This is a genomic window from Enterobacteriaceae endosymbiont of Donacia marginata, assembly GCF_012567685.1.
In the GTDB taxonomy this organism is placed as follows: domain Bacteria; phylum Pseudomonadota; class Gammaproteobacteria; order Enterobacterales; family Enterobacteriaceae.
In genome coordinates this window covers 248,407-272,216 of the sequence record NZ_CP046184.1, presented here as the reverse complement: position 1 = coordinate 272,216, position 23,810 = coordinate 248,407, and the positions used below count along the sequence as shown (strand labels likewise).

General features: G+C 21.2%; 32 protein-coding genes and 3 tRNA genes. 28 read left to right on the top strand and 7 right to left on the bottom strand.

Annotated elements, in window-relative coordinates:
* Positions 1-11: 11 nt before the first annotated feature.
* From rplX to rplQ, 16 genes are read left to right on the top strand one after another with little or no spacing between them, the layout of a single operon-like run.
* Complete coding sequence (gene rplX, locus GJU04_RS01325) at positions 12-326, top strand: 50S ribosomal protein L24 (RefSeq protein WP_168893106.1); 315 nt, start codon at positions 12-14, stop codon at positions 324-326.
* Positions 327-343: 17 nt separating this feature from the next.
* Positions 344-883: a 50S ribosomal protein L5 gene (gene rplE, locus GJU04_RS01320; RefSeq protein ID WP_168893105.1), complete on the top strand. Its 540-nt coding sequence runs from the start codon at positions 344-346 to the stop codon at positions 881-883.
* Positions 884-897: 14 nt separating this feature from the next.
* Positions 898-1,203, top strand: coding sequence for a 30S ribosomal protein S14 (gene rpsN, locus GJU04_RS01315; protein WP_168893104.1), 306 nt, complete (start codon positions 898-900; stop codon positions 1,201-1,203).
* 33 nt (positions 1,204-1,236) lie between these two features.
* Positions 1,237-1,629, top strand: coding sequence for a 30S ribosomal protein S8 (gene rpsH / locus GJU04_RS01310; RefSeq protein WP_168893103.1), 393 nt, complete (start codon positions 1,237-1,239; stop codon positions 1,627-1,629).
* A gap of 16 nt (positions 1,630-1,645) precedes the next feature.
* The gene (gene rplF, locus GJU04_RS01305; protein WP_168893102.1) at positions 1,646-2,179 is read left to right on the top strand and encodes a 50S ribosomal protein L6; all 534 of its coding nucleotides are present in this window, start codon (positions 1,646-1,648) and stop codon (positions 2,177-2,179) included.
* Between the two features lie 26 nt (positions 2,180-2,205).
* Positions 2,206-2,559, top strand: coding sequence for a 50S ribosomal protein L18 (rplR, locus tag GJU04_RS01300; RefSeq protein ID WP_168893101.1), 354 nt, complete (start codon positions 2,206-2,208; stop codon positions 2,557-2,559).
* Between the two features lie 22 nt (positions 2,560-2,581).
* Positions 2,582-3,112 carry a 30S ribosomal protein S5 gene (gene rpsE, locus GJU04_RS01295; protein WP_168893100.1) on the top strand — a complete coding sequence of 177 codons (531 nt, stop codon included), beginning with the start codon at positions 2,582-2,584 and terminating at the stop codon, positions 3,110-3,112.
* Positions 3,096-3,275 carry a 50S ribosomal protein L30 gene (rpmD, locus tag GJU04_RS01290; protein WP_168893099.1) on the top strand — a complete coding sequence of 60 codons (180 nt, stop codon included), beginning with the start codon at positions 3,096-3,098 and terminating at the stop codon, positions 3,273-3,275. Before rpsE ends, rpmD begins: the two co-directional genes overlap by 17 nt.
* A gap of 1 nt (position 3,276) precedes the next feature.
* Entirely contained in the window at positions 3,277-3,705 is a 429-nt protein-coding gene (rplO, locus tag GJU04_RS01285) for a 50S ribosomal protein L15 (RefSeq protein ID WP_168893098.1), read from the top strand.
* Between the two features lie 7 nt (positions 3,706-3,712).
* Positions 3,713-5,041: a preprotein translocase subunit SecY gene (gene secY, locus GJU04_RS01280; RefSeq protein WP_168893097.1), complete on the top strand. Its 1,329-nt coding sequence runs from the start codon at positions 3,713-3,715 to the stop codon at positions 5,039-5,041.
* Between the two features lie 32 nt (positions 5,042-5,073).
* Positions 5,074-5,190, top strand: a complete 117-nt coding sequence (gene rpmJ / locus GJU04_RS01275) for a 50S ribosomal protein L36 (protein ID WP_168893096.1) — start codon at positions 5,074-5,076, stop codon at positions 5,188-5,190.
* A gap of 52 nt (positions 5,191-5,242) precedes the next feature.
* Positions 5,243-5,599 carry a 30S ribosomal protein S13 gene (gene rpsM, locus GJU04_RS01270; protein WP_168893095.1) on the top strand — a complete coding sequence of 119 codons (357 nt, stop codon included), beginning with the start codon at positions 5,243-5,245 and terminating at the stop codon, positions 5,597-5,599.
* Positions 5,600-5,619: 20 nt separating this feature from the next.
* Entirely contained in the window at positions 5,620-6,009 is a 390-nt protein-coding gene (gene rpsK, locus GJU04_RS01265) for a 30S ribosomal protein S11 (RefSeq protein WP_168893094.1), read from the top strand.
* 42 nt (positions 6,010-6,051) lie between these two features.
* Positions 6,052-6,672 carry a 30S ribosomal protein S4 gene (gene rpsD / locus GJU04_RS01260; RefSeq protein ID WP_168893093.1) on the top strand — a complete coding sequence of 207 codons (621 nt, stop codon included), beginning with the start codon at positions 6,052-6,054 and terminating at the stop codon, positions 6,670-6,672.
* Positions 6,673-6,694: 22 nt separating this feature from the next.
* Positions 6,695-7,711: a DNA-directed RNA polymerase subunit alpha gene (locus GJU04_RS01255; RefSeq protein WP_168893092.1), complete on the top strand. Its 1,017-nt coding sequence runs from the start codon at positions 6,695-6,697 to the stop codon at positions 7,709-7,711.
* A 29-nt stretch (positions 7,712-7,740) separates the two neighbouring features.
* On the top strand, positions 7,741-8,127 hold the full coding sequence (gene rplQ / locus GJU04_RS01250) for a 50S ribosomal protein L17 (RefSeq protein ID WP_168893091.1): 387 nt from the start codon (positions 7,741-7,743) through the stop codon (positions 8,125-8,127).
* Here the strand turns inward: rplQ and fmt are convergent.
* Positions 8,120-9,094: a methionyl-tRNA formyltransferase gene (gene fmt / locus GJU04_RS01245; RefSeq protein WP_168893090.1), complete on the bottom strand. Its 975-nt coding sequence runs from the start codon at positions 9,092-9,094 to the stop codon at positions 8,120-8,122. The genes rplQ and fmt overlap by 8 nt on opposite strands.
* On the bottom strand, positions 9,091-9,627 hold the full coding sequence (gene def / locus GJU04_RS01240) for a peptide deformylase (protein ID WP_168893089.1): 537 nt from the start codon (positions 9,625-9,627) through the stop codon (positions 9,091-9,093). The genes fmt and def overlap by 4 nt, the downstream gene beginning before the upstream one ends.
* Before the next feature lie 120 nt (positions 9,628-9,747).
* Between def and tsaC the strand changes: the two genes are divergently transcribed.
* Genes tsaC through GJU04_RS01225 form a run of 3 tightly spaced genes read left to right on the top strand, consistent with a single transcriptional unit; the run spans position 9,748 to position 11,782 of the window.
* Entirely contained in the window at positions 9,748-10,308 is a 561-nt protein-coding gene (tsaC, locus tag GJU04_RS01235) for an L-threonylcarbamoyladenylate synthase type 1 TsaC (RefSeq protein ID WP_168893088.1), read from the top strand.
* 2 nt (positions 10,309-10,310) lie between these two features.
* The gene (gene aroE / locus GJU04_RS01230; protein ID WP_168893087.1) at positions 10,311-11,135 is read left to right on the top strand and encodes a shikimate dehydrogenase; all 825 of its coding nucleotides are present in this window, start codon (positions 10,311-10,313) and stop codon (positions 11,133-11,135) included.
* A gap of 29 nt (positions 11,136-11,164) precedes the next feature.
* Entirely contained in the window at positions 11,165-11,782 is a 618-nt protein-coding gene (locus GJU04_RS01225) for a Fe-Mn family superoxide dismutase (protein ID WP_168893086.1), read from the top strand.
* A gap of 701 nt (positions 11,783-12,483) precedes the next feature.
* On the opposite strand, the gene dksA is transcribed toward GJU04_RS01225, so the two are convergent.
* The gene (dksA, locus tag GJU04_RS01220; RefSeq protein WP_168893085.1) at positions 12,484-12,936 is read right to left on the bottom strand and encodes an RNA polymerase-binding protein DksA; all 453 of its coding nucleotides are present in this window, start codon (positions 12,934-12,936) and stop codon (positions 12,484-12,486) included.
* A 326-nt stretch (positions 12,937-13,262) separates the two neighbouring features.
* Here dksA and trxA point away from each other — a divergent pair, with 326 nt between their 5' ends.
* The 5 genes from trxA (at position 13,263) to GJU04_RS01195 (ending at position 15,429) form a co-directional block, all read left to right on the top strand.
* Complete coding sequence (gene trxA, locus GJU04_RS01215) at positions 13,263-13,595, top strand: thioredoxin (protein ID WP_168893084.1); 333 nt, start codon at positions 13,263-13,265, stop codon at positions 13,593-13,595.
* Positions 13,596-13,735: 140 nt separating this feature from the next.
* Positions 13,736-14,995, top strand: a complete 1,260-nt coding sequence (gene rho / locus GJU04_RS01210) for a transcription termination factor Rho (RefSeq protein WP_168893083.1) — start codon at positions 13,736-13,738, stop codon at positions 14,993-14,995.
* Between the two features lie 153 nt (positions 14,996-15,148).
* Positions 15,149-15,222: transfer RNA gene (locus tag GJU04_RS01205), tRNA-Arg, on the top strand.
* 43 nt (positions 15,223-15,265) lie between these two features.
* Positions 15,266-15,338, top strand: a tRNA-His gene (locus tag GJU04_RS01200).
* A 17-nt stretch (positions 15,339-15,355) separates the two neighbouring features.
* Positions 15,356-15,429 (top strand) — tRNA-Pro (locus GJU04_RS01195).
* A 21-nt stretch (positions 15,430-15,450) separates the two neighbouring features.
* Here the strand turns inward: GJU04_RS01195 and ribB are convergent.
* Positions 15,451-16,098: a 3,4-dihydroxy-2-butanone-4-phosphate synthase gene (gene ribB, locus GJU04_RS01190; protein ID WP_168893082.1), complete on the bottom strand. Its 648-nt coding sequence runs from the start codon at positions 16,096-16,098 to the stop codon at positions 15,451-15,453.
* Positions 16,099-16,248: 150 nt separating this feature from the next.
* Between ribB and GJU04_RS01185 the strand changes: the two genes are divergently transcribed.
* Complete coding sequence (locus GJU04_RS01185; protein WP_168893081.1) at positions 16,249-17,478, top strand: multifunctional CCA addition/repair protein; 1,230 nt, start codon at positions 16,249-16,251, stop codon at positions 17,476-17,478.
* 21 nt (positions 17,479-17,499) lie between these two features.
* Here GJU04_RS01185 and GJU04_RS01180 read toward each other — a convergent pair whose 3' ends face one another.
* Both GJU04_RS01180 and tsaD read right to left on the bottom strand, forming a co-directional pair.
* Positions 17,500-18,306 (bottom strand): undecaprenyl-diphosphate phosphatase, encoded by an 807-nt coding sequence (locus GJU04_RS01180; protein WP_168893080.1) that lies wholly within the window; start codon positions 18,304-18,306, stop codon positions 17,500-17,502.
* Between the two features lie 72 nt (positions 18,307-18,378).
* The gene (tsaD, locus tag GJU04_RS01175; protein ID WP_168893079.1) at positions 18,379-19,395 is read right to left on the bottom strand and encodes a tRNA (adenosine(37)-N6)-threonylcarbamoyltransferase complex transferase subunit TsaD; all 1,017 of its coding nucleotides are present in this window, start codon (positions 19,393-19,395) and stop codon (positions 18,379-18,381) included.
* A gap of 138 nt (positions 19,396-19,533) precedes the next feature.
* Here tsaD and rpsU point away from each other — a divergent pair, with 138 nt between their 5' ends.
* The 3 genes from rpsU to rpoD all read left to right on the top strand — a co-directional run bounded on the left by rpsU (position 19,534) and on the right by rpoD (position 23,471).
* Positions 19,534-19,749: a 30S ribosomal protein S21 gene (gene rpsU / locus GJU04_RS01170; RefSeq protein ID WP_168893078.1), complete on the top strand. Its 216-nt coding sequence runs from the start codon at positions 19,534-19,536 to the stop codon at positions 19,747-19,749.
* A 46-nt stretch (positions 19,750-19,795) separates the two neighbouring features.
* Positions 19,796-21,529 (top strand): DNA primase, encoded by a 1,734-nt coding sequence (gene dnaG, locus GJU04_RS01165; RefSeq protein WP_168893077.1) that lies wholly within the window; start codon positions 19,796-19,798, stop codon positions 21,527-21,529.
* A gap of 136 nt (positions 21,530-21,665) precedes the next feature.
* Positions 21,666-23,471 (top strand): RNA polymerase sigma factor RpoD, encoded by a 1,806-nt coding sequence (gene rpoD, locus GJU04_RS01160; protein ID WP_168893279.1) that lies wholly within the window; start codon positions 21,666-21,668, stop codon positions 23,469-23,471.
* A 68-nt stretch (positions 23,472-23,539) separates the two neighbouring features.
* Here rpoD and GJU04_RS01155 read toward each other — a convergent pair.
* A partial coding sequence (locus GJU04_RS01155) for a M24 family metallopeptidase (protein ID WP_168893076.1) occupies positions 23,540-23,810 on the bottom strand: 271 nt, incomplete at its 5' end.

Genomic DNA, 23,810 nt, shown 5'->3' with positions numbered 1-23,810 from the left:
GATAGGAAATTATGATACATAAATTACGTTGTAATGATGAAGTAATAATTTTAACAGGAAAAGATAAAGGAAAGAAAGGAAAAATTAAATATTTTATAAAAAAAAAATTGGTAATCATTAAAGGAATTAATATTGTTAAAAAACACAGTAAACCTAACCCTACAGTATCACATACAGGAGGTATTTTAGAGAAAGAAGCAGGAATTCATATTTCTAATGTTGCTCTTTTTAATAAAGATACAGGTAAAGCTGACCGTGTTAAAATTAAAAATAATAAAGGAATTAAAAAAAGATTTTTTAAATCTAATGATAAAAATATAAAATAAATTAGAGATAATATTTAATGTCAAAATTATATAATTATTATAAACATAAAGTAATAAAAAAATTAATGTTAAAATTTCAATATAAATCTATTATGCAAGTTCCTTGTATAAAAAAAATTACTTTAAATATGGGAGTAGGAAAAGTAATATCTGATAAAAAATATTTAGATAATGCTATAAATGATTTAACTATTATTAGTGGACAAAAACCACTAACAACTAAATCACATAAATCAATCGCAGCTTTTAAAATAAGAAAAGGATATCCAATAGGATGTAAAGTTACTTTAAGAAAAAAAAGAATGTGGAATTTTTTTGAACGTTTATTATGGGTAGTAATACCTAGAATGAGAGATTTTAGAGGTTTATCAAAAAAATCTTTTGATCATAATGGTAATTATAGTATCGGGATAAAAGAACAAATAATTTTTCCAGAAATTAATTTTGATAAAATAGATCACATTCGTGGATTAAATATAACGATAACAACTAATAATATTTCAATAAAAGAAAGTTATTCTTTATTTAAAGAATTTAAATTTCCATTTAGATCATAAAAAAGGTTTATATAATGGCTAAAGAATCTATTAAAGCACGTGAACTAAAAAGAATAAATTTAGGGAAAAAATTTTTTTTAAAAAGAAAAAAATTAAAAAAAATTATTTCAAGTATAAATACTAATGATAAAGATCGTTGGGATGCTATATTTAAATTACAATCTTTACCAAGAGATTCTAGTTTATCAAGACAAAGAAATAGATGTAAAATAACTGGGCGTCCACATGCATTTTTAAGAAAATTTGGATTAAGTCGAATTAAATTAAGAGAAGCTGCAATGAAAGGAGATATACCTGGATTAAAAAAATCTAGTTGGTAATTTTATTATAAATTAATATAGGATCGTTTAAATATGAGTATACAAAATCCCATTGCAGATATGTTAACACGTATACGTAATGGACAATTATCAAATAAATCTAAAATTGTTATGCAATATTCAAAATTAAAAAAATCTATTACGCAAATTTTAAAAAATGAAGGATATATTAAAAATTTTAATATTATTAAAGAAAAAAATTTTTTATTAGAAATTACTTTAAAATATTTTAAAGGAAAAGGTGTTATAGAAAAAATACATTGTATTAGTCGTCCTGGATTAAGAATTTATAAAAAAAAAAAGTTTTTACCTAAAGTTATGGCAGGATTAGGTATCGCTATTATTTCTACATCTAAGGGAATAATGACAGATTATACTGCACGTTATCATGGAATAGGTGGAGAAATTATATGTTATGTATCCTAAAAAAGGTATATGAATAATGTCTAGAATCGCTAAAAAATTGATTATTATCCCAAATAACATTAAAATTACTATTAATGGACAACATATCAATATTCAAGGTAATAATGGAATATTAGAAAATACTTTTCATAAAACAATTAAAATAATTTTAAACAAAAATAAATTATTATTTAAACCTAAAAAAAAATGTAAAAAAGGTTGGGCACAAGCTGGAACTGCTAGTTCTCTTATGAATTCTATGATTATTGGAGTTACAATAGGTTTTTCAAAAAAATTGATATTATTTGGTGTTGGTTATAAATTTTCAATTAAAAATAATATACTTAACTTAATTTTAGGTTTTTCTCATCCAATAAATTTTACCTTACCCAAAGGTATTATTGGAAAATGTTTAAACCAAAATGAAATACTTTTAACAGGTGCTGATAAACAGCTTTTAGGCCAAGTAGCTGCAAATATAAGATCTTATCGTACTCCAGAACCTTATAAAGGTAAAGGTATTCGTTATAATAACGAAATCATCAAAATTAAAGAAACAAAAAAAAAATAAAATAAATGCAAAAAAAGTTTAACATTATGAATATTAAAAAAATTGCTCGTATACGTCGAGCTACTAAATTACGTAAAAATTTACAAAAATTAAAAATGATACGATTATCAATACATCGTACCTCTCGTCATATATATGCACAAATAATTTCTGTAAATAATAAAATTTTAATTACTGCTTCAACTTTAGAAAAAAAAATAAAAAAAAAATTAATATATACTGGAAATATAAAATCTGCTATTTTTATAGGAGAAAAAATAGCTACTAGAGCCATTAAACACGGTATTTTAAATTTATCATTTGATCGTTCAGGATTTAAATATCATGGGCGTATTAAAGCATTAGCAAATGCAGCACGTCAAACAGGTTTAAAATTTTAACATTCTTTTAAAAGAAGAAAATATGAATATTTATGATAATAAAAATCAACATCATGAGCTAAAAGAAAAATTAATTTCGGTTAATAGAGTATCTAAAACGGTTAAAGGTGGAAGAATTTTCTCTTTTACAGCTTTAACTGTAGTCGGTAATGGAAAAGGAAGAATTGGGTTTGGATATGGAAAAGCAAAAGAAGTTCCTAATGCCATACAAAAAGCAATGGAAAAAGCTAGAAAAAAAATGATTAACATTATTCTTAATAATAATACAATTCAATATCCTGTTAAAGGTCATCATACTGGATCTTTTGTATTTATACAACCAGCTTATGAAGGTACAGGTATTATTGCAGGTGGAGCTATGAGAGCTGTATTAGAAGTTGTAGGAATATATAATGTTTTAGCTAAAGCTTACGGTTCTACTAATCCAATTAATATAGTTAAAGCAACTATTAAGGGTTTATTAAATATACATTCATTAAAAATGATTGCTGCGAAAAGAAATAAAACTATAGAAGAAATAAAAAGGAATATGAATAGTGTTAAAAAATATTAAAATTACACAAATTAAAAGTTCTATAGGTAGATTACCTAAACATAGAGCAATTTTAATTAGTTTAGGATTAAAACATATTGGACATACTGTTATAAAAAAAAATACACCTAGTATTTTAGGCATGATTAAAAAAATATCTTATATGCTAAAGGTTTTATATTAATATGAATTTAAATAGTTTATTTTCTAAAATTAAAGATAATAAAAAAAGATTAGGAAGAGGTATTGGATCAGGAAAAGGTAAAACAAGTGGTAGAGGTCATAAAGGACAAAAAGCTAGATCTGGTTATAATATTAATAAAATATTTGAAGGTGGACAAAGTCCTTTACATAGAAGATTACCCAAATTTGGATTTAAATCAAAAAAGAATATTTTTTTTAAAGAAATTAGATTAGGAGATTTAGAAAAAATCCATAGTAATTATATTAATTTAGATATTTTAAAATCTACTAAAATAATTAGTAAAAAAATTAAATATGTAAAAATTATTAATAAAGGAGGTATTAAATCTCCAAAAAAAATTATTAAATTAAATTGTACAAAAAGTGTTAAAATAATTATAAAAAAATTAGGTGGTATAATTGAGGAATAGATAATAAATGATTAAATCATTTAAAAAATTAAATTTTCAAAGTACTAAAAAGGGTTTTATTGAATTAAAAGAAAGATTTATATTTTTAATAATATCTATAATTATTTTTCGTATAGGTTCATTTATACCGATTCCAGGTATTAATATTAGTATTTTACATTCTTTAATTATTAAGCAACATGGTACTATTATTGATATGTTTAATATGTTCTCTGGAGGTGCTCTTAGCAGAGCCTCAATTTTTGCTTTAGGAGTTATGCCTTATATATCTTCATCTATTATTATGCAACTTTTAACAGTAGTTCATCCATATTTTATTATTTTAAAAAAAGAAGGAGAAGAAGGTAAAAAAAAAATTAATAAATATACGAAATATACTACATTAATTTTAGCTTTTATTCAAGCTATAGGAATAACAACTGGATTACCAAAATTACCTGGGATGAATAATTTAGTTATTAATCCTGGTATTAATTTTTTTATAATTTCTAACTTAAGTTTAATTACAGGTACCATATTTTTAATGTGGTTAGGAAGACAAATAACAAAAAGAGGAATTGGAAATGGAGTTTCTATTATTATAGTAATTGGTATAATTACTACTTTACCATTAAATATAAAACAAATTATGGAACAAATAAGATATGGTAATTTAAATTTTTTTGTTATTTTTATCTTATTAATTTTATTATTTTTAATAATTTTATTTATTGTTTTTATTGAAAAAGGACAAAGAAAAATTAATGTACAATATGCTAGAAGATATTTTGGGAAACAAATTTATAATACACAACAAAGTACTCATTTACCATTAAAAATTAATATGTCTGGAGTTATCCCTGCAATATTTTCTTCTAGTATTATTTTATTTATTTCTACTATGTTTTCATGGTTTAGTAATATCACTAATTGTAATTTAATTAAAAATATTGCTATATCTTTACAACCTAGACAACCAATATATATTGGTTTATATATTTTAGCAATTATATTTTTTTGTTTTTTTTATACTATTTTAGTCTTTAATCCTCAGGAAACAGCCGACAACTTAAAAAAATCTGGTGCATATATTTCTGGTATTAGACCAGGAGAACAAACAGCTAAATATATAAAAAAAATAATTATGAGACTTACATTAACTGGTAGTTTATATATTACTTTTATTTGTCTTATACCAGAATTTTTAAGAAATATAATTAATGTCCCATTCTATTTAAGTGGTACTTCATTACTTATAGTAATAGTTGTGATTATTGATTTTATTACACAAATTCAAACATTAATTATGTCTACTCAATATGAGTCTATACTTAAAAAAATTAATTTAAAAGGATAATATTTATTATATATTTTTGGAGATATAATATAATGAAAGTTCGAGCTTCAATAAAAAAAATATGTCGTAATTGTAAAATTATTCGTAGAAATAGGGTAATATATGTAGTCTGTAAAACAGATCCTAAGCATAAACAACGTCAAGGATAATTATTTTCTATTTTAAAAAAAAAAATTATAAAAATTAAATAAAGGATTTAAAATGGTTCGTATAGCTGGAGTAAATATTCCTGATAATAAACGTACAATAATAGCATTAAAATATATTTATGGTATAGGAAAATCTCATGCAGCTCGTATATGTAAAATAACTAATATTTCTCAAAATATTAAAATTAATCAACTTACCGAAAAAAAAATAGATTTATTAAGAAATATTATATTAAAATTTAAAGTAGAAGGAGATTTAAGAAGAAGTATTAATTTACATATTAAAAGATTAGTTGATCTTAATTGTTATAGAGGGTTACGTCATAAAAAAGGATTACCAGTTAGAGGACAACGTACTAAAACTAATGCACATACTATAAAAAAACTATATAAATATTTTAAAAAATAATATTATAATGAGTATATATAATGAAAAAAAAATCTTTAAATTCAAAAAAAAAAATTAAAAAACAAATTATAGATGGTATTGCACATATACATGCTTCTTTTAACAATACCATTGTTACTATTACAGATAGACAAGGTAATTCTCTAGGATGTGCAACAGCAGGAGGTTCTGGTTTTAGAGGATCAAGAAAATCAACTCCGTTTGCAGCACAAGTAGCTGCAGAAAAATGTGCTGAAATTGTGAAACATTATGGTATTAAAAATTTAGAGATTATGGTAAAAGGACCAGGACCTGGAAGAGAGTCTACTATTAGAGCATTAAATAATTCTGGTTTTAAAATAACTAATATTACTGATATTACTCCTATTCCTCATAATGGATGTAGACCACCAAAAAAAAGAAGAGTATAAATAATTATTTATAATTAATTAAAATATTTTAGGAAAAATATAATGGCAAGATATTTAGGCCCAAAATTAAAATTATCTCGAAGAGAGGGCACTGATTTATTTTTAAAATCTAATGTACGTGCTATTGATACTAAATGTAAATTAGAACAAGCTCCAGGGCAACATGGTATAAAAAAATCTAGATTATCTGATTATGGTATTCAATTGAGAGAAAAACAAAAAATACGTAGATTATATGGTATATTAGAACGACAATTTCATAATTATTATAAAAAAGCCTCACATATAAAAGGAAATACTGGATTTAATTTATTATGTTTATTAGAAAAAAGATTGGATAATATTGTTTATAGAATGGGTTTTGGAGTTACAAGAGCAGAAGCCAGACAATTAATTTCTCATAAATCTATAAAAGTTAATAACTATATTGTTAACATAGCTTCTTATCAAGTATCTTTAAATGATAAAATTTCTGTATGTGAAAAATCTAAAAAACAACTAAGAATTAATGCTTCAATAGATTTATATTCTCAAAGAGAGAAACCTAACTGGTTAGAAGTAAATAATAAAAAAATGGAGGGTATTTTTAAAAGGCTTCCTGAACGTTCTGATTTACCTGCAGATATTAATGAACATTTAATTATTGAATTATATTCAAAATAATTTTTTATAAGAGAGCATATAAATGGATCAAAATTCTGTTACAGAATTTTTAAAACCTAAATTAGTAGATATAGAACATATTAGTAATAATACTATAAAAGTAACTTTAGAACCTTTAGAACGTGGTTTTGGTCATACTTTAGGAAATTCATTAAGACGTATTTTATTATCTTCAATTCCTGGTTACGCAGTAACAGAGGTAGAAATAGAAGGAATATTACATGAGTATAGTACTAAAGAAGGAATTAAAGAGGATATTATTGAAATACTTTTAAATTTAAAAGAATTAGCTATAAAAATAGAAAATAATAAAAAAGAGGTTATTTTAATTTTAAAAAAAACAGGAATTGGAATTGTAAAAGCTTCTGATATTATTCATGGAAATGATATAGAAATTGTAAATAAGGAACATATTATTTGTCACATTACTAATATAAATACATCAATTGATATGAAAATAAAGATAGAATTAGGTCGGGGATATGTAGCAGCACATACAAAAATTAATAATAATAATTTTCAAAAAGATCATAAAATAGGAAGGTTATTACTAGATGCATCTTATAGTCCTATAAAAAAAATAATATATAATGTAGAATCAGCTAGAGTAGACCAAAGAACAGATTTAGATAAATTAATAATAGAAATGGAAACTAATGGAACAATTGATCCGGAACAAGCTATTCGGAAAGCAGCAACTATTTTAGTAGAACAATTAGAATCATTTGTAAATTTAAAAGATATTCAACAAGAAACAGAAATTAAAGAGGAAAAACCAGAATTTGATCCTATTTTATTACATTCTGTCGATGATTTAGAATTAACTGTTCGTTCTGCAAATTGTTTAAAAACTGAATCAATTCATTTGATTGGTGATTTAGTACAACGAACTGAAGTAGAATTATTAAAAACTCCAAATCTAGGAAAAAAATCTTTAACAGAAATAAAAGATATTTTAGCATCTAGAGGTTTATCGTTAGGCATGAGATTAGATAATTGGCCTCCAATTATAAAAAATAATAAACAAGAACAATCATAAATAATTAATTTTTTAATTAAGGAAAAAAAATGCGTCATCGTAAAACAGGCCGTTATTTTAATAAAAATAGCTCACACCGTAGTGCAATGTTATTTAATATGGTTAATTCATTAATTAATAATGAAATTATTAAAACTACTTTAATGAAAGCTAAAGAACTTAGAAAAATAATAGAACCTATGATTACCATTGCTAAAAAAAATACCATTTCTAATAAAAGATTAATAAGATCTAAAATAAGTAATAAAATTAATATTATTAAACTTTTTAATATTATTGCTCCTAAATTTAAAAATAGATTAGGTGGATATACACGTATAATAAAATGTGGTTTTCGTAATGGAGATAAAGCACCTATGGCATATATAGAATTAATAGAAAGAAAAATAATTCTAAAAAATAAAAATATTAAATAATAATAGTATCTCTTTTAAAAAGATTTTTATACTGATTAAGATTTAAAAAATTTTGAATATTCATTTGTTTTTTCCCGTTAGGTTGAATAATTTGAATATTTAAAATTCCATTTATAGTATTTATTTGTATACCATATCTATTAATTAATAATATTGTACCAGGTACTTTAGTTGCATAATTACTATTAAAACTATTAATAACTTCTGCTTGCCATACTTTAAATCTTTGATTTTTTATCATAAAAAAAGTACCTGGTTTAGGATTAAAAGCACGAACCATACATTCTAATTTTTTAGCAGGTAAATTCCAATTTAATTTACATTCTATTTTAGATATTTTTTTTGCATATGTAGGTTTTATCATATTTATGTTTTGAGATTTAAATTTTATTTGTTCTCCTTTTGAAATTTTTTTTAAAATAAATAATAAACCTTGTAATCCTAATACAGCTAGTTTTTTATATAATGATCCGTATGTATCATAAAGCAAAATATTATATTCTATTTGATAGATAATATCACCTTCATCTAAAAAATTATTTATTTTTATAATACTTATACCTGTTTTTAAATCGTTAGCTAATAATGCCCTTTGTATAGGAGCTGCGCCTCTCCATCTAGGTAATAATGAAGCATGTATATTCATACAAAATAATTTAGGTATATCTAGTATTTTATTAGGTATTAATAAACCATAATCTACCACTATTATAATATCACAATCATAATTAATAAGATTTTTAATTAATTTTAAAGAATTTAAAGATTCTGGTTGTAATATATTAATTTTATATTTTATTGCTAATTTTTTTACAGAATTAAAAGTTAATTTATATCCTCTATTAGCATAAGTATCTGGTTTAGTAATAACACAAGATATTGTATAAATATTATTTATTAAACCTTTTAAATGATAAGCAGCAAATTTTGAAGTACCTATAAAAATAATTTTTATTTTTTTTTTCATTTTATATAATTCTGTTTTTTTAAAAACATTATTTTATGATTAATTTTAATAATTTTATCATAAATTCTTTGATATTTTAAATTTGATAAATAATCAATAAATAAAATTCCATTTAAATGATCAATTTCATGTTGTATACAAAAAGATAATAAATTACTTGCTTCTATTTCAATAATTTCATTCATTAAATTTTTAGCTTGAACTTTTATTGTTTTAGATCTTAAAACAAAATATTTTTGTTTTATAGGTATAGATAAACATCCTTCTTTACTATGAATTTTTGATTTATTAAATTCTATTATTTTAGGATTAATAAGAATAATAGGATTATTTTTTTTTTTAGTTATATCAATTACTATAATTCTTTTATTTATTCCTATTTGTGTAGCTGCTAAACCAATACCGTTATAATAATACATAGTTTTAAGCATACTATTGCCTAATAATTTAATATCATTATTAATATTTTTAATTGATTCAGCTATATTTCTTAATTTTTTATTAGGAAAATATAATAATTTAAGTATAGACATATTTTATATCTTTTTTTAAAAATAATTTTTATAAACTAATAGAATTTTTAATTTTTAATATATTTATATTATTAATATATAATTCATTTACAACTTTATCAAATAATTTATAAAAAAATTATGAATATAAAAATTTTTATTAATGCATTAAAAATGGGTAAAATAATAGCTTATCCAACTGAATCTGTTTTTGGTTTAGGATGTGATCCAGATAATGAAAAAGCAGTAAATAAATTATTAAAAATAAAAAAACGTAGTATCAAAAAGGGATTAATTTTAATTGCATCACAGTATAATCAATTGTTAAAATATATAAATGAAAAAAAAATTCTTAAAAATCAAAAAAAAAAAATTTTATCTACCTGGCCTGGTATTATTACCTGGATTATGCCTATTACAACAAATACTCCTTATTGGTTAACTGGAAATTTTAATTCTATAGCAGTTCGTGTAACTAATCATTATTTAACAAGTCAATTATGTAATGCTTTTGGAAAACCTATTGTTTCTACTAGTGCTAATATTACAGGTAAAAAACCTTGTTTAACATATCAAGATGTATTATATCATTTTTATGATATTAAAGAACATATTTTAATTTTAAATGGAAAAACAGGAGGTTATTTAAAACCATCAGAAATTAGAGATAGTTTTACAAATTTAGTTATACGTAAAGGATAAATATGAAAATATTTGCAGTATTTGGTAACCCGATAAAACATAGTAAATCTCCAATTATTCATCAATTATTTGCAAAACAAACAGGAGTATTACAAAATTATAAAAAAATTTGTGTACCAATAAATGGTTTTTATAAAATTTTTTTTTCTTTTTTTAAAAATGGAGGAATAGGAGCAAATATTACAATCCCTTTTAAAAAAAAGGCATATAAATTATGTGATATTTTAACAGAAAGAGCTAAATATTCTGGTGTTATAAATACAGTAAAAATTATTAATTCAAAAACAATTTTAGGTGATAATACTGATGGTATTGGTTTATTAAAAGATTTACAAAATTTAAAATTTATTAATCCTAAAAGTAATATTTTATTAATAGGTGCTGGAGGAGCAGCTCAAGGAATTATATATCCATTAATTAAATTTGGTTGTAATATCACAATTATTAATCGTACTTACGAAAATACTAAAAAAATTATTAAATTTTTTAAAAATGTAAAAAAGATTAATTCTTTTAAATTAGAAGATTTATTTTTATTCCATAATAAATTTAAATATCATTTAATTATTAATGCTACATCTAGCAGTATGAAAGGAAATATTCCGAATATTCCTTCTTCAATTATCAATCCTGATATTTTTTGTTATGATCTTTTTTATAATTTTAATAAGACACCATTTTTAAAATGGTGTCTTATTCATGGAGCAAAAAAGATATCAGACGGTATTGGGATGTTAATTGAACAAGCAGCATATTCTTTTTATTTATGGCATGGTATTATGCCAAATACTAAAATAATAATTAAAAAATATAAAAAATATATTTAATAAATATATTTTATATTAAAGGATTTTGAATGTCTTATAAATTACCTAGTTTATTGTATGAATATTCTGATTTAGAACCATTTTTTGATACAAAAACAATGGAAATACATCATCAAAAACATCATCAAAATTATATTAATAATACAAATTTAATACTTAATAAAAATAATATAAAAGATATTAAAATTAATAAATTAATAGCTAATTTAGATAAATTATCAATTCCTTCTTCACAAAAAAATTTTTTACGTAATAATGCTGGAGGTCATGCTAATCATAGTTTTTTTTGGAAAATATTAAAAAAAAATACTCAACCAAATAATATTATTTTAAATATTTTAAAAAAAGAATTTAGTAATTTAGAAAATTTTAAAAAAAGGTTCGAAAAAAAAGCCTTAAATTTTTTTGGATCTGGATGGATTTGGTTAGTTAAAAAAAAAAATATATTAAAAATAATTACAACAATAAATCAAGATAATCCATTAATGAATAATAATGATATTTCCATAGATATACCTATTATAGGATTAGATTTATGGGAACATGCATATTATTTAAAATATCAAAATCAAAAAAATTTATATCTTAAAGCTTTTTGGAATGTTTTAAATTGGGATAAAATTACACAATTATTATTAGATAAATAATTATTTATGATGTATTTTATTTTTCTATAAAATACATCATTTTTAAAAAAAAATAAATTTTTTTAAAATTTATATAATTAAATATCTGTTATTAAATTAAAAATATTATATTTTCTAGATTAGAAATTAAAAATTTATTTAAAATTTACATAAATAATTATTAATTATCTTAGGTGTTAACTTTAAATAAGATTTTTACATATATATATTTTTTTTAAAAGTAAAAATTTAGATATTGATAAAAAATTACAATTATTTGATAACTTTTTATATATAAAAAGCAAAATTTTTATATTAGATAATAAAAAATTAAATAATATTTTTTATAATCATTATAGTTTTAACATATATTTTATTTTTTTTTAGTTAAGTATTAAGTGTTATTTTTATTAAAAATTTTTATGATATTAATTTTAATCATATATATATTAACGTCTTTAACATACTTATGTTACATATTTTATAAATCTTTAATTTTATTTATATTAAAACTAAAAATATTTATAATATATCTAATATATTATATTATTTAATAATTTTGTTGTAATTTTTTAATTATAAAAATAATATTATTAATTTTGACTATAAATATTTTATTTTTTATTATTATTTTATATTTATTTTTTTTAACTAAAAAAAGATGTGAATTACATAATTAAAAAATAAAGATTTTATATTTAAGTATTTTTAATATAAAAATTTTATTCAGCTATTTGTTTAGCACGTATTTCTGCTAATGTTTTACAATCAATACATAAATTAGCAGTTGGATGTGCTTCTAATCTTTTTAATCCAATTTCAATTTCACAACAATCACAATAACCAAAATTTTTGGTATTAAATTTTTTTAATGTTATTTCTATTTTTTTGATTAATTTTCTTTCTCTATCTCTATTTCGTAGTTCTAAACTAAATTCCTCTTCTTGAGAAGCTCTATCTATGGGATCTGGAAAATTAGATGTTTCATCTTTTATATAGGATACTGTATTATTAAATTTATCATTTATTTTATTTTTCCATGATTCTAAAATCTTTTTAAAATGTGATAATTGTTTTTTATTCATATATTTTTCATTAGGTTTTAATTGATATGGTGATACTCCTGCAAGAGATAAAATATTTAAAGATGATAAAAAATTATTACTTTTTTTCATATATTCTCCAATTATTTATTAAATAAAAAATATTTTTTAGATAAGAAAAAATTAAAATTTTAATTATTAAAAAAAATATAAATTTTTTTTTAAAATTTATTATTAATACATAAATAATAATATTTTATAATAATATTATATATATTTATACTAATTTTTTATATTTTTAATATATATTATTTATAATCTTGTAATATAATTATTATTAATATATAATAAAATAAAATTTTAATTTAATTAAAATTAACCTATTATACAATCAAAATATTTTAATTATTTTATAAAAAAATAATTAAATATAATATCCATACAGGAATATTAAATTCATGCAACATAAGACTAATGTTTTAATACATTTAAATGATAAAAATTTTCAATCTGAAATAAAAAAAAAAAAATTAGTTTTGGTTGATTTTTGGGCAGAATGGTGTAATCCATGTAAAATATTTTCTGAAGTTTTAGAAAAAGTATGTTATAAATATGAAAATATAATTTTTACTAAATTAAATATTGAAAAATATAAGAATATTGCAGAACAATATAATATTCGTAGTATACCAACAGTTTTATTATTTAAAAACGGGGAAGTTATTGATAAAATAATTGGATCCATAAATCTAACACAATTAGAAAATTTTTTAAATAAACATTTAAAATAAATGTATTTATATATTTACCTTTTTAAAAAAAGAAAAAAGATATAATTATTCGTATTTTATTAATAAATAATAAAATTATTATATTTTTTAAATTTTATATAAATATTTAAGAATTATTCAAAGTTTAAGACCTCACCATTATGAATCTTACCGAATTAAAAAATAAACCAATATCTGAATTAATAGATTTAGGTGAAAATATTTATCTAGAAAATTTAGCTAGAATGCGGAAACAAGATATTATTTTTACTATATTAAAACAACATTCCAAAAGTGGAGAAGATATTTTTGGTGATGGAGTATTAGAAATATTACAAGATGGATTTGGATTTTTACGTTCTTCTGATAGTTCTTACTTAGCAGGTCCTGATGATATTTATGTATCTCCAAGTCAAATTAGACGTTTTAATTTACGTACAGGTGATACTATTTCTGGTAAAATACGTCCTCCTAAAGAAGGAGAAAGGTATTTTGCATTATTAAAGGTAAATCAAGTAAATTTTGATAAACCAGAAAATGCTAGGAGTAAAATTCTTTTTGAAAATTTAACCCCATTACATGCAAATTCTAGATTAAGCATGGAAAGAGGTAATGGTTCAACTGAAGATTTAACAGCACGTGTTTTAGATTTAGCTTCACCCATAGGTAGAGGGCAGAGAGGTTTAATAGTAGCTCCCCCTAAAGCAGGAAAAACTATGTTATTACAAAATATAGCCCAAAGTATAGCATATAATCATCCTGATTGTGTATTAATAGTTTTACTCATTGATGAACGCCCGGAAGAAGTTACTGAAATGCAAAGATTAGTTAAAGGAGAAGTAATAGCTTCAACTTTTGATGAACCTCCATCTAGACACGTTCAAGTATCTGAAATGGTTATTGAAAAGGCTAAAAGATTAGTAGAACATAAAAAAGATGTTATTATTTTATTAGATTCTATGACACGTTTAGCTAGAGCATATAATACAGTTGCTCCAGCATCTGGAAAAGTTTTAACTGGAGGGGTTGATGCAAATGCATTACATCGTCCTAAACGTTTTTTTGGAGCGGCAAGAAATGTTGAAGAAGGAGGTAGTTTAACAATTATAGCTACAGCATTAATTGATACAGGATCAAAAATGGACGATGTTATTTATGAAGAATTTAAAGGAACCGGAAATATGGAATTACATTTATCACGTAAAATTGCAGAAAAAAGAGTTTTCCCAGCTATAGATTATAATAGATCTGGAACTAGAAAAGAGGAATTATTAAGTTCTCAAGAAGAATTACAAAGAATGTGGATTTTAAGAAAAATAATTCATCCTATGAATGAAATAGATGCAATGGAATTTTTAATAAATAAATTATCAATGACAAAAACTAATAATGATTTTTTTGATATGATGAAAAGATCTTAATATTATTATATTTATATTTTTTATCAAAAATTATATTAAATTAAATTAATTAATATATGTTATTATTTATAAATATAAAAATTATTAAAAATTTTTTATAAAAAAACTAGACATTAAAGAAATGAATTTGTATTATTAGTATAATAATATACTGCACCCGTAGCTCAGTAGGATAGAGTACTGTTTTCCGAAAACAGAGGTCTCAGGTTCAATTCCTGTCGGGTGCAAAATTATAGGATTTATTATTACAATTTTAAATTAATTTTAATGGTGGTTATAGCTCAGTTGGTAGAGCACTGGATTGTGGTTCCGGTTGTCATGGGTTCGATTCCCATTAACCACCCAAAATAAATATTTATACGGCGAGTAGCGCAGCTTGGTAGCGCAACTGGTTTGGGACCAGTGGGTCGGAGGTTCAAATCCTCTCTCGCCGATATTTTTTTATAATTTAGAAATTAAATAATAATATTATTTTTCATAACATATTTTTTTATATCATTAATAGTAATTAATATCATTTTATTTTTTTTTGCAAAAGATATGGTATCAAATATTTTTGCCATAGATCCATCTCTATTTGTTAATTCACATAATACTCCAGTAGGTTTCATTTTAGCAATCTTTAATAAATCTATTGTAGCTTCAGTATGTCCCTCTCTGTTTAATAATCCCCCATTCACAGCCATTAGGGGAAAAACATGCCCAGGTTTATTTAAATCTTCAGGAACAACATTATTTGAAATAGCTGTTTTAATAGTTGTATATCTATCCTTTGCCGATACTCCAGTAGAAATACCTTTTGCTGCTTCAATTGAAACTGTAAATCCTGTTTTATAAATACTGGTATTTTTTTTTACCATCATAGGTAATTTTAATTTTTTACGTAAATTTTCTGTAATACATAAACAAATAATTCCACTACCATATCTAATAGAAAAAGCTATATTTGATACAGAAATATTTTCTGCTGCAAATACTATATCACTTTCATTTTCTCTTTTTTTATCATCTAAAATTAAAATACCACATCCTTTTTTTAAAGAAGAAATAGCATTTTTAATACGTATTTTATAATTACCAAACTCTGTATCAAGTATATTCATAAATAATATTTTTTTTTGTAATTTAATAGTATTATATATTATTTTTAATAAATAAATTTTCTTTAAAAAAATACAAATACTATAATAATAGTAGTACGATAATTTATTATATTGGTAATAAAATAAAATATCATTTTAAGGAGTAATAAATTGAAAATTTATTTAGTAGGTGGAGCTATACGTGATGATCTTTTAAATATAAAAGTAACTGATAAAGACTGGGTTGTTGTCGGATCAAATATTAATTTAATGTTAAAATTAGGTTTTAAGTTAGTTGGTAAAGATTTTCCTGTTTTTTTACATCCAAAAACTCATGAAGAATATGCATTGGCTAGAACAGAATATAAATTTGGACATGGGTATAAAGGATTTAAATATTGTGCATCTTCTAAAGTTACTCTTAAAGAAGATTTACTACGTAGAGATCTTACTATTAATGCTATTGCAAAAGACGAATTAGGAAATTTTTATGATCCATATAATGGATTACAAGATATTAAAAATCGTTTATTAAAACATGTTTCCTCATCTTTTCAAGATGATCCATTAAGAGTATTACGTGTAGCTAGATTTGCTGCAAAATTAAAATATTTAAATTTTCGTATTGATGATAATACATTAAAATTAATGAAAATTATGAGTCATTCAGGAGAATTATCTTATTTAAAACCAGAAAGAATTTGGAAAGAAACATATAATGCTTTACAATCAACACACCCTCAAGTATTTTTTAAAGTCTTAAAAAAATGTAATGCGTTATCTATTATTTTCCCAGAAATAAATGCATTATATGGTATCCCAGCTCCATTAAAATGGCATCCAGAAATAGATACAGGTATACATACTATGTTAACATTAAAAATAATATCTAAACTTACAAATAATGTATCAACCAGATTTGCAACATTATGTCATGATATAGGAAAAGGATTAACTCCTAAAAAATTATGGCCAAGACATCCTGGACATGGAGAAGCTGGAATACCTCTAATTAAAAAATTATGTGATAGATTAAAAATTCCTAGTAATTTTAAAAAAATATCTATATTAGCTGCTAGAATACATGATATTATTCATAATATATATAATCAAAAACCTGAAGATATATTAAATATATATAATATAATTGATGCTTGGAGAAAACCTGAAAGAGTACAACAAATGGCTTTTATTAGTGAAGCAGATGCAAGGGGTAGATTAACATTAGAGTCTATTGAATATAAACAAGGAAAATATTTTATTAATATGTATAAATATATTTCTAAATTAAATATAAAAAATATATTAAATAATAATAATTTAAAAGGATATAATATAAATAAAAAAATTCAATCTGAAAGGATAAAATTAATAAAATATTTTCTAAAAATGGAAAATTAAAAATATTTTTATAAAAAATAATTAGTTTAAAAATAATAATAATATTATTATTAAAAATAAACGATATAAAATAAACCATTTAAAAGCAATGTTATTTATAATATAAATAAATTTTTTAATAATAATTAAACTAATAAAAAATGAAATTAAAAAACCAATAAAAAATATTTTTATATTATAAAAATTTATTATTGTATAATTTTTATATAATTCTAATAAATTAGCTCCAAAAATAATAGGAATTGATATAATAAAACAAAATTTAGTTGCAACAGTACGTTTTATCCCAAGCAATAAACTAATTGATAATGTTGCTCCTAATCTTGAAACTCCTGGTAATAAAGCTAAACATTGAAAACATCCAATAAAAAAATTATTTATATATGATATATAATCAATACTGTTAATTTTATATTTTATTGGCTTAAACTTTTCAGAAATATATAGTAATATACTACCAATTAATAATCCATAAATAATATAATTAATATTATTTATCATTTTAATATTTTTATAAAAAATTAATCCAATAAATATTATTGGTAACATAGATATAAATATATGGAAAATATTTGTTTTTTTTTTAAAAAAAAAATTATATTTTATTGTATTAGATATAATTTTTATAATTTTATGCCAAAAAAATATTAATATTGCTAATGAAGATCCTAATTGGATAATAATTTTAAAAAATTTAAAATTATTATTTTCTATAATATTTAATATTTTAGAAAAAATAATAATATGAGCATTTGAAGATATCGGTAGAAATTCTGTTAAACCTTGTATAATACTAAGTATTATACAAGAAAAATAATTTAATAACATTATTATTATTCTCAAATAAATCAAAAAAAAATATTTTAATTATTATATTTTTATAAAATCTTTTTATAAAACTTAAATTTTATCTTCTAAAGATAATTTAGAATTTATACTAATATCATTTAGTACATATTTATTTTTTTTTGAAAAAAATTTTTTTGCTCCAACATAAGCAATCATCGCTGCATTATCAGTACATAATTTTTTATTACTATAAAATAATTTTATATTATTTTTTTTTAAATTTTTATAAAAAAATTTTCTTAATTTTTGATTTGAACTAACTCCACCTGCAATTACCAATTGATTAATATTATATTTTTTTAAAGCCCATAAACTTTTAATATAAAGAGTTTCTATGACAGCATCTTCTAATCCGCAAGCAATATCTGCTTTAATTTTAAAATTATTTAAATTTTGTTTTTTTATAAAATTTGTTACAAAAGTTTTTAATCCAGAAAAACTAAAATTTAAATTATTTTTTTTTAACGTCATAGGTCTGGGAAAAAAAAATTTTTTTTTAGTTCCATATTTTGATAATTTAAACAAATTTTTACCTCCAGGATAATCTAATCCTAATAATTTAGATATTTTATCTAAAGTTTCTCCTACTGCATCATCTATATTTGTTCCTAATATTTTATATTTTCCAAATTTATATGTATAAATTAATTGAGTATGCCCACCTGATATTAATAACCCTATAAAAGGTAAAATTGGTTTTTTTTTTTGTAACATAATTGAAAATAGATGTCCTTCCATATGATTTACTGGAATAACAGGAATATTTAAAGAAAAAGCTAAAGTATGGGAAATAATTGCTCCTATTATTAAAGAATTTATTTGTCCTGGTCCTGAAGTATAAGCAATTGCATTAATATCATTTAATTTTTTTTTTATTTTTATTAATGATTTTTTAATTAAAGGAATAATTTTTTTTAAATGATTTCTTGCCGCTAATTCAGGTACAACACCTCCATATTTAGAATGGATTTTTTGCGTATAAATATTATTACATAATATCCCTATACTTTTAGTATAAATTGCTACTGCTGTATCATCACATGAGGTTTCTATACCCATTATAATCATTTTTAATCTTCTATTAATTAGTTAATTAATTATTCTTAAATTTAAATAATATAAAAAAATTATTTATATATTTTTTATTATATACTATAATGATTTATTATTATAAAAAATAAATAAATATAGAATAAGGTTTCATATATGCCAATTATAAAAGTACGTGATAATGAACCATTTGATTTAGCTTTAAGACGTTTTAAACGTTCATGTGAAAAAGCAGGTATTTTAGCTGAAGTAAGACGTAGAGAATTTTATGAAAAACCAACAACTGAAAGAAAAAGAGCTAAAGCTTCTGCAATTAAAAGACATGCAAAAAAAATATCTAGAGAAAATGCTAAAAGGGTACGTTTATATTAGGATTGTTATTTTTTATAAAAAATAATAAATTACGAAAAATTATTTTATGGTTAGATATATACCTCGTTTATTTATTAATAATTTATTAGATCAAGTTGATATTGTATATTTAATTAAAAATAAAATTAAATTAAAAAAAAAAGGAAAAAATTTTTTTGGTATTTGTCCTTTTCATTTAGAAAAAAATCCTTCATTTGTAGTTAATTCTATAAAACAGTTATATCATTGTTTTGGATGTGGTTTGCATGGTAATATTATTGATTTTGTTATGAAATATGATAATTTATCTTTTCTTGAAAGTATAGAATCAATAGCAAACACATTTAATATTCCTATTATTTATAATAATCAATCTAATATTTTACAAAAAATATTTCAAAAAAATAGAATTTATTATAAATTAATTTATAATTTAAGTATTTTTTATAATAATTCTTTATTAACTTCATTAGGTAAAGAAGCATATTCATATTTGTTAAATAGAGGATTAAATTTATATATTATAAAATATTTTTCTATTGGATTTTCTCCTTTACATTGGCAAAAAAAAATTTTAAATAATAAAAAAGTTATAAAAATTTTATATGAAAAATTAGGTATTTTAAAAAAAAATACTAGAAGTAATAATTTTTATGATATTTTTTATAATCGAATTATATTTCCAATTAAAAATATAAAAGGATTTATTATTGGATTTGGGGGGAGAGTTTTTAATAATATTAATCCTAAATATTTAAATTCTTCAGAAAATAATATTTTTCATAAAAGTAAAGAATTATATGGGTTATATGAAACTAAAAAAGAAAATAATATTATAAAAAAAATATTAATAGTAGAAGGATATATTGATGTTATCAGTTTATTTCAATTTAATATAAAATATGCAGTAGCTATATTAGGAACTACTATTACTAATATTCATATAAAAAAATTATTTAGTATAACAAATAAAATTATTTTTTGTTTTGATGGAGATAAAGCGGGTATAGCAGCACAATGGAAATCTTTAAAAATTAGTTTACCCCATTTAGTTAATGGGAAAGAAATAAAATTTATAATTTTACCTAATGGAGAAGATCCTGATAGTTTAATTAGAAAAGAAGGACAAATTCTCTTTGAGAAGAGAATTAAAAATAATTTATCATTTTCAAAATTTTTTTTTAAACAATTACTTTCAAAAAATTTATTTTCTTCTTGTGAAGAAAAAACAAATTTTATTTATAAAGCTTTATCATTTATTAAATTAATTCCTGATTATTTTTTTCAAATAAATTTAATTAAAAAATTAGGAGAAAAAACAGGCATTTTAAATCTTGTAGACATATATAATTCATTAAAATTAAAAAAAAAAATAGTTATACATAATAATTTTAAAAAAACTACTATTCGTATATTATTAAGTGTATTAATACAGAATCCTAAATTAATTAAATTTGTCCCAAAATTAAAATTTTTTAAAAGTTCAAATATTAATGGATTAGTTTTTTTAATAAAATTTGTAAATTTTTATAAAAACAAAGATATAACAACAGTTAATATATTAGAACAATATAGAGGAACAAAATTAAAAAAAATTCTTGAAATTTTAGTAACATGGAACCATATGATTCCTGATAATAAAATAGAAAAATTTTTTATAAATTTAATAAACAAATTAAAAATAAATATTTTAGAAGATAGGATTGATTATTTAATATCTTTAGATAGAAGAAAGGGATTAAATTATAAAAAAAAAAAAGAATTATGGTCTTTAAATCAAATATTAATTAAAAAAAAATAATTTGAAAAATTTAATAAAATATAATTAAAATATTATTAATAATAAATAAAATTTTATTTATTAATGAAATAATTTGTTTTAATTTTATTTAATAAAATTTATTTAAATATTAGTAAATAAAAGTATGGAACTATTTATGGATCATAACTCAAAATCACAGCTTAAAATTCTTATAACACTTGGGAAAGAAAAAGGTTATTTAACTTATTCTGAAGTTAATGATCATTTACCTGATAATATTATTAATTCTGATCAAATAAAAAATATTATTCAAATGATAAATGACATGGGGATCCAGGTAATGGAAGAAGCTCCTGATAATGATGATTTAATATTAAATAATAGTACAAATAATTTAACAGCATCAGAAGATGCGGTACAAGTATTATCTAATGTAGAATCAGAAATGGGGAAAACTACAGATCCAGTGCGTATATATATGCGAGAAATGGGAACTGTTGAACTCCTAACAAGAGAAGGAGAAATAAATATAGCTAAACGGATAGAAGAAGGTATTAATCAAATACAATATTCTATAGCAGGATATCCTTATACGATTGAATATTTATTAAATAAATATAATAAAGTTAAATCTGGTGATATTCGTTTAACAGATATAATACATGGTTTTATTAATTATGATATTAAAGAAAAAATTATATCTTCTTCTAATCATCAAGAATTATCTAATAATATCCAAACAGAAAATAATGAAAATATTATAGATTTTAATTTAGCTAAAGAAAAATTTTTAGAATTAGAAAAACAATATTATATCACATTAATTTTTATTAAAAAAAAAGGTAGAAATCATCATCAATCATTAATTGAATTAAAAAATCTTGCAGAAATTTTTAAAAAATTTCGTTTAGTATCAAAAGAATTTAATTATTTAGTATCTAAAATACGTTCTATAATGTTTCATATACGTATAGAAGAATGTAATATTATAAAAATATGCCTTAAAAAATATAATATATCAAAAAAAAAATTTGTACATATATTTCGTAATAATGAAACTAATAAAGATTTTTTTTTTAAAAAATTGAAAAATTTTAAATTAAAAAATCAATTTTATTTACATAATGAAACCAATTTTTTTAATAAAATAAATAAAAGTATTATAAAATTAATTAATATTGAAAAAAAAACAGGATTAACAATTAGAGAAATTAGAGATATTAATAAAAAAATTTCTAGGGGAGAATTAAAAGCACAAAGAGCAAAAAAAGAAATGATAGAAGCTAATTTAAGATTAGTTATTTCTATTGCTAAAAAATATACAAATAGAGGTTTACAATTTCTTGATTTAATTCAAGAAGGTAATATAGGCTTAATGAAAGCAGTTGATAAATTTGAATATAGAAGAGGGTATAAATTTTCTACATATGCCACATGGTGGATTAGACAAGCTATAACAAGATCTATTGCTGATCAAGCTAGAACAATAAGAATTCCTGTACACATGATTGAAACTATAAATAAACTTAATAGAGTTTCTAGAAAAATTTTACAAGAGTTAGGAAGAGAACCTACTCCTGAAGAATTATCTGAATATATGCTTATTCCTGAAGATAAAATTAGAAAAGTATTAAAAATAGCTAAAGAACCAATTTCAATGGAAACACCTATAGGTGATGATGATGAATCACATTTAAGCGATTTTATTGAAGATAATAGTTTAGAATTACCATTAGATTCAGCAACTTCAGAAAGTTTAAAAACAGCAACATATAATATTTTATCTAGTCTCACACCTAGAGAAGCTAAGGTATTAAGAATGAGGTTTGGGATTGATATGAATTCTGATCATACTTTAGAAGAAGTTGGTAAACAATTTGATGTAACTAGAGAAAGAATTAGACAAATAGAAGCAAAAGCATTAAGAAAATTACGTCATCCTAGCCGATCCGAAATATTAAAAAGTTTTTTAGATAATTAAAAAATAATAAAATAAATTTTGATATAGTTAAGCAACTATAAGTTTATAATTACTTAACTATATCAAATTTATATATTTTTAAATATACTTTTTTCTTCTTTACGCAGAGTTAAAATTTTTTTTCCTATATTAGTAATAAGTATAGTATGCTCATATTGGGCTGAATTAGTTTTATCTTTAGTTCTAACGGTCCAATTATCGTTAGCTAAATATACATCATGATGTCCTATATTTATCATAGGTTCAATAGTAAATACCATCCCAGGTTTTAATAAAATTCCATAATCATATGCTTCATAATGTAAAATTTGTGGATCCTCATGAAAATTTTTTCCTATA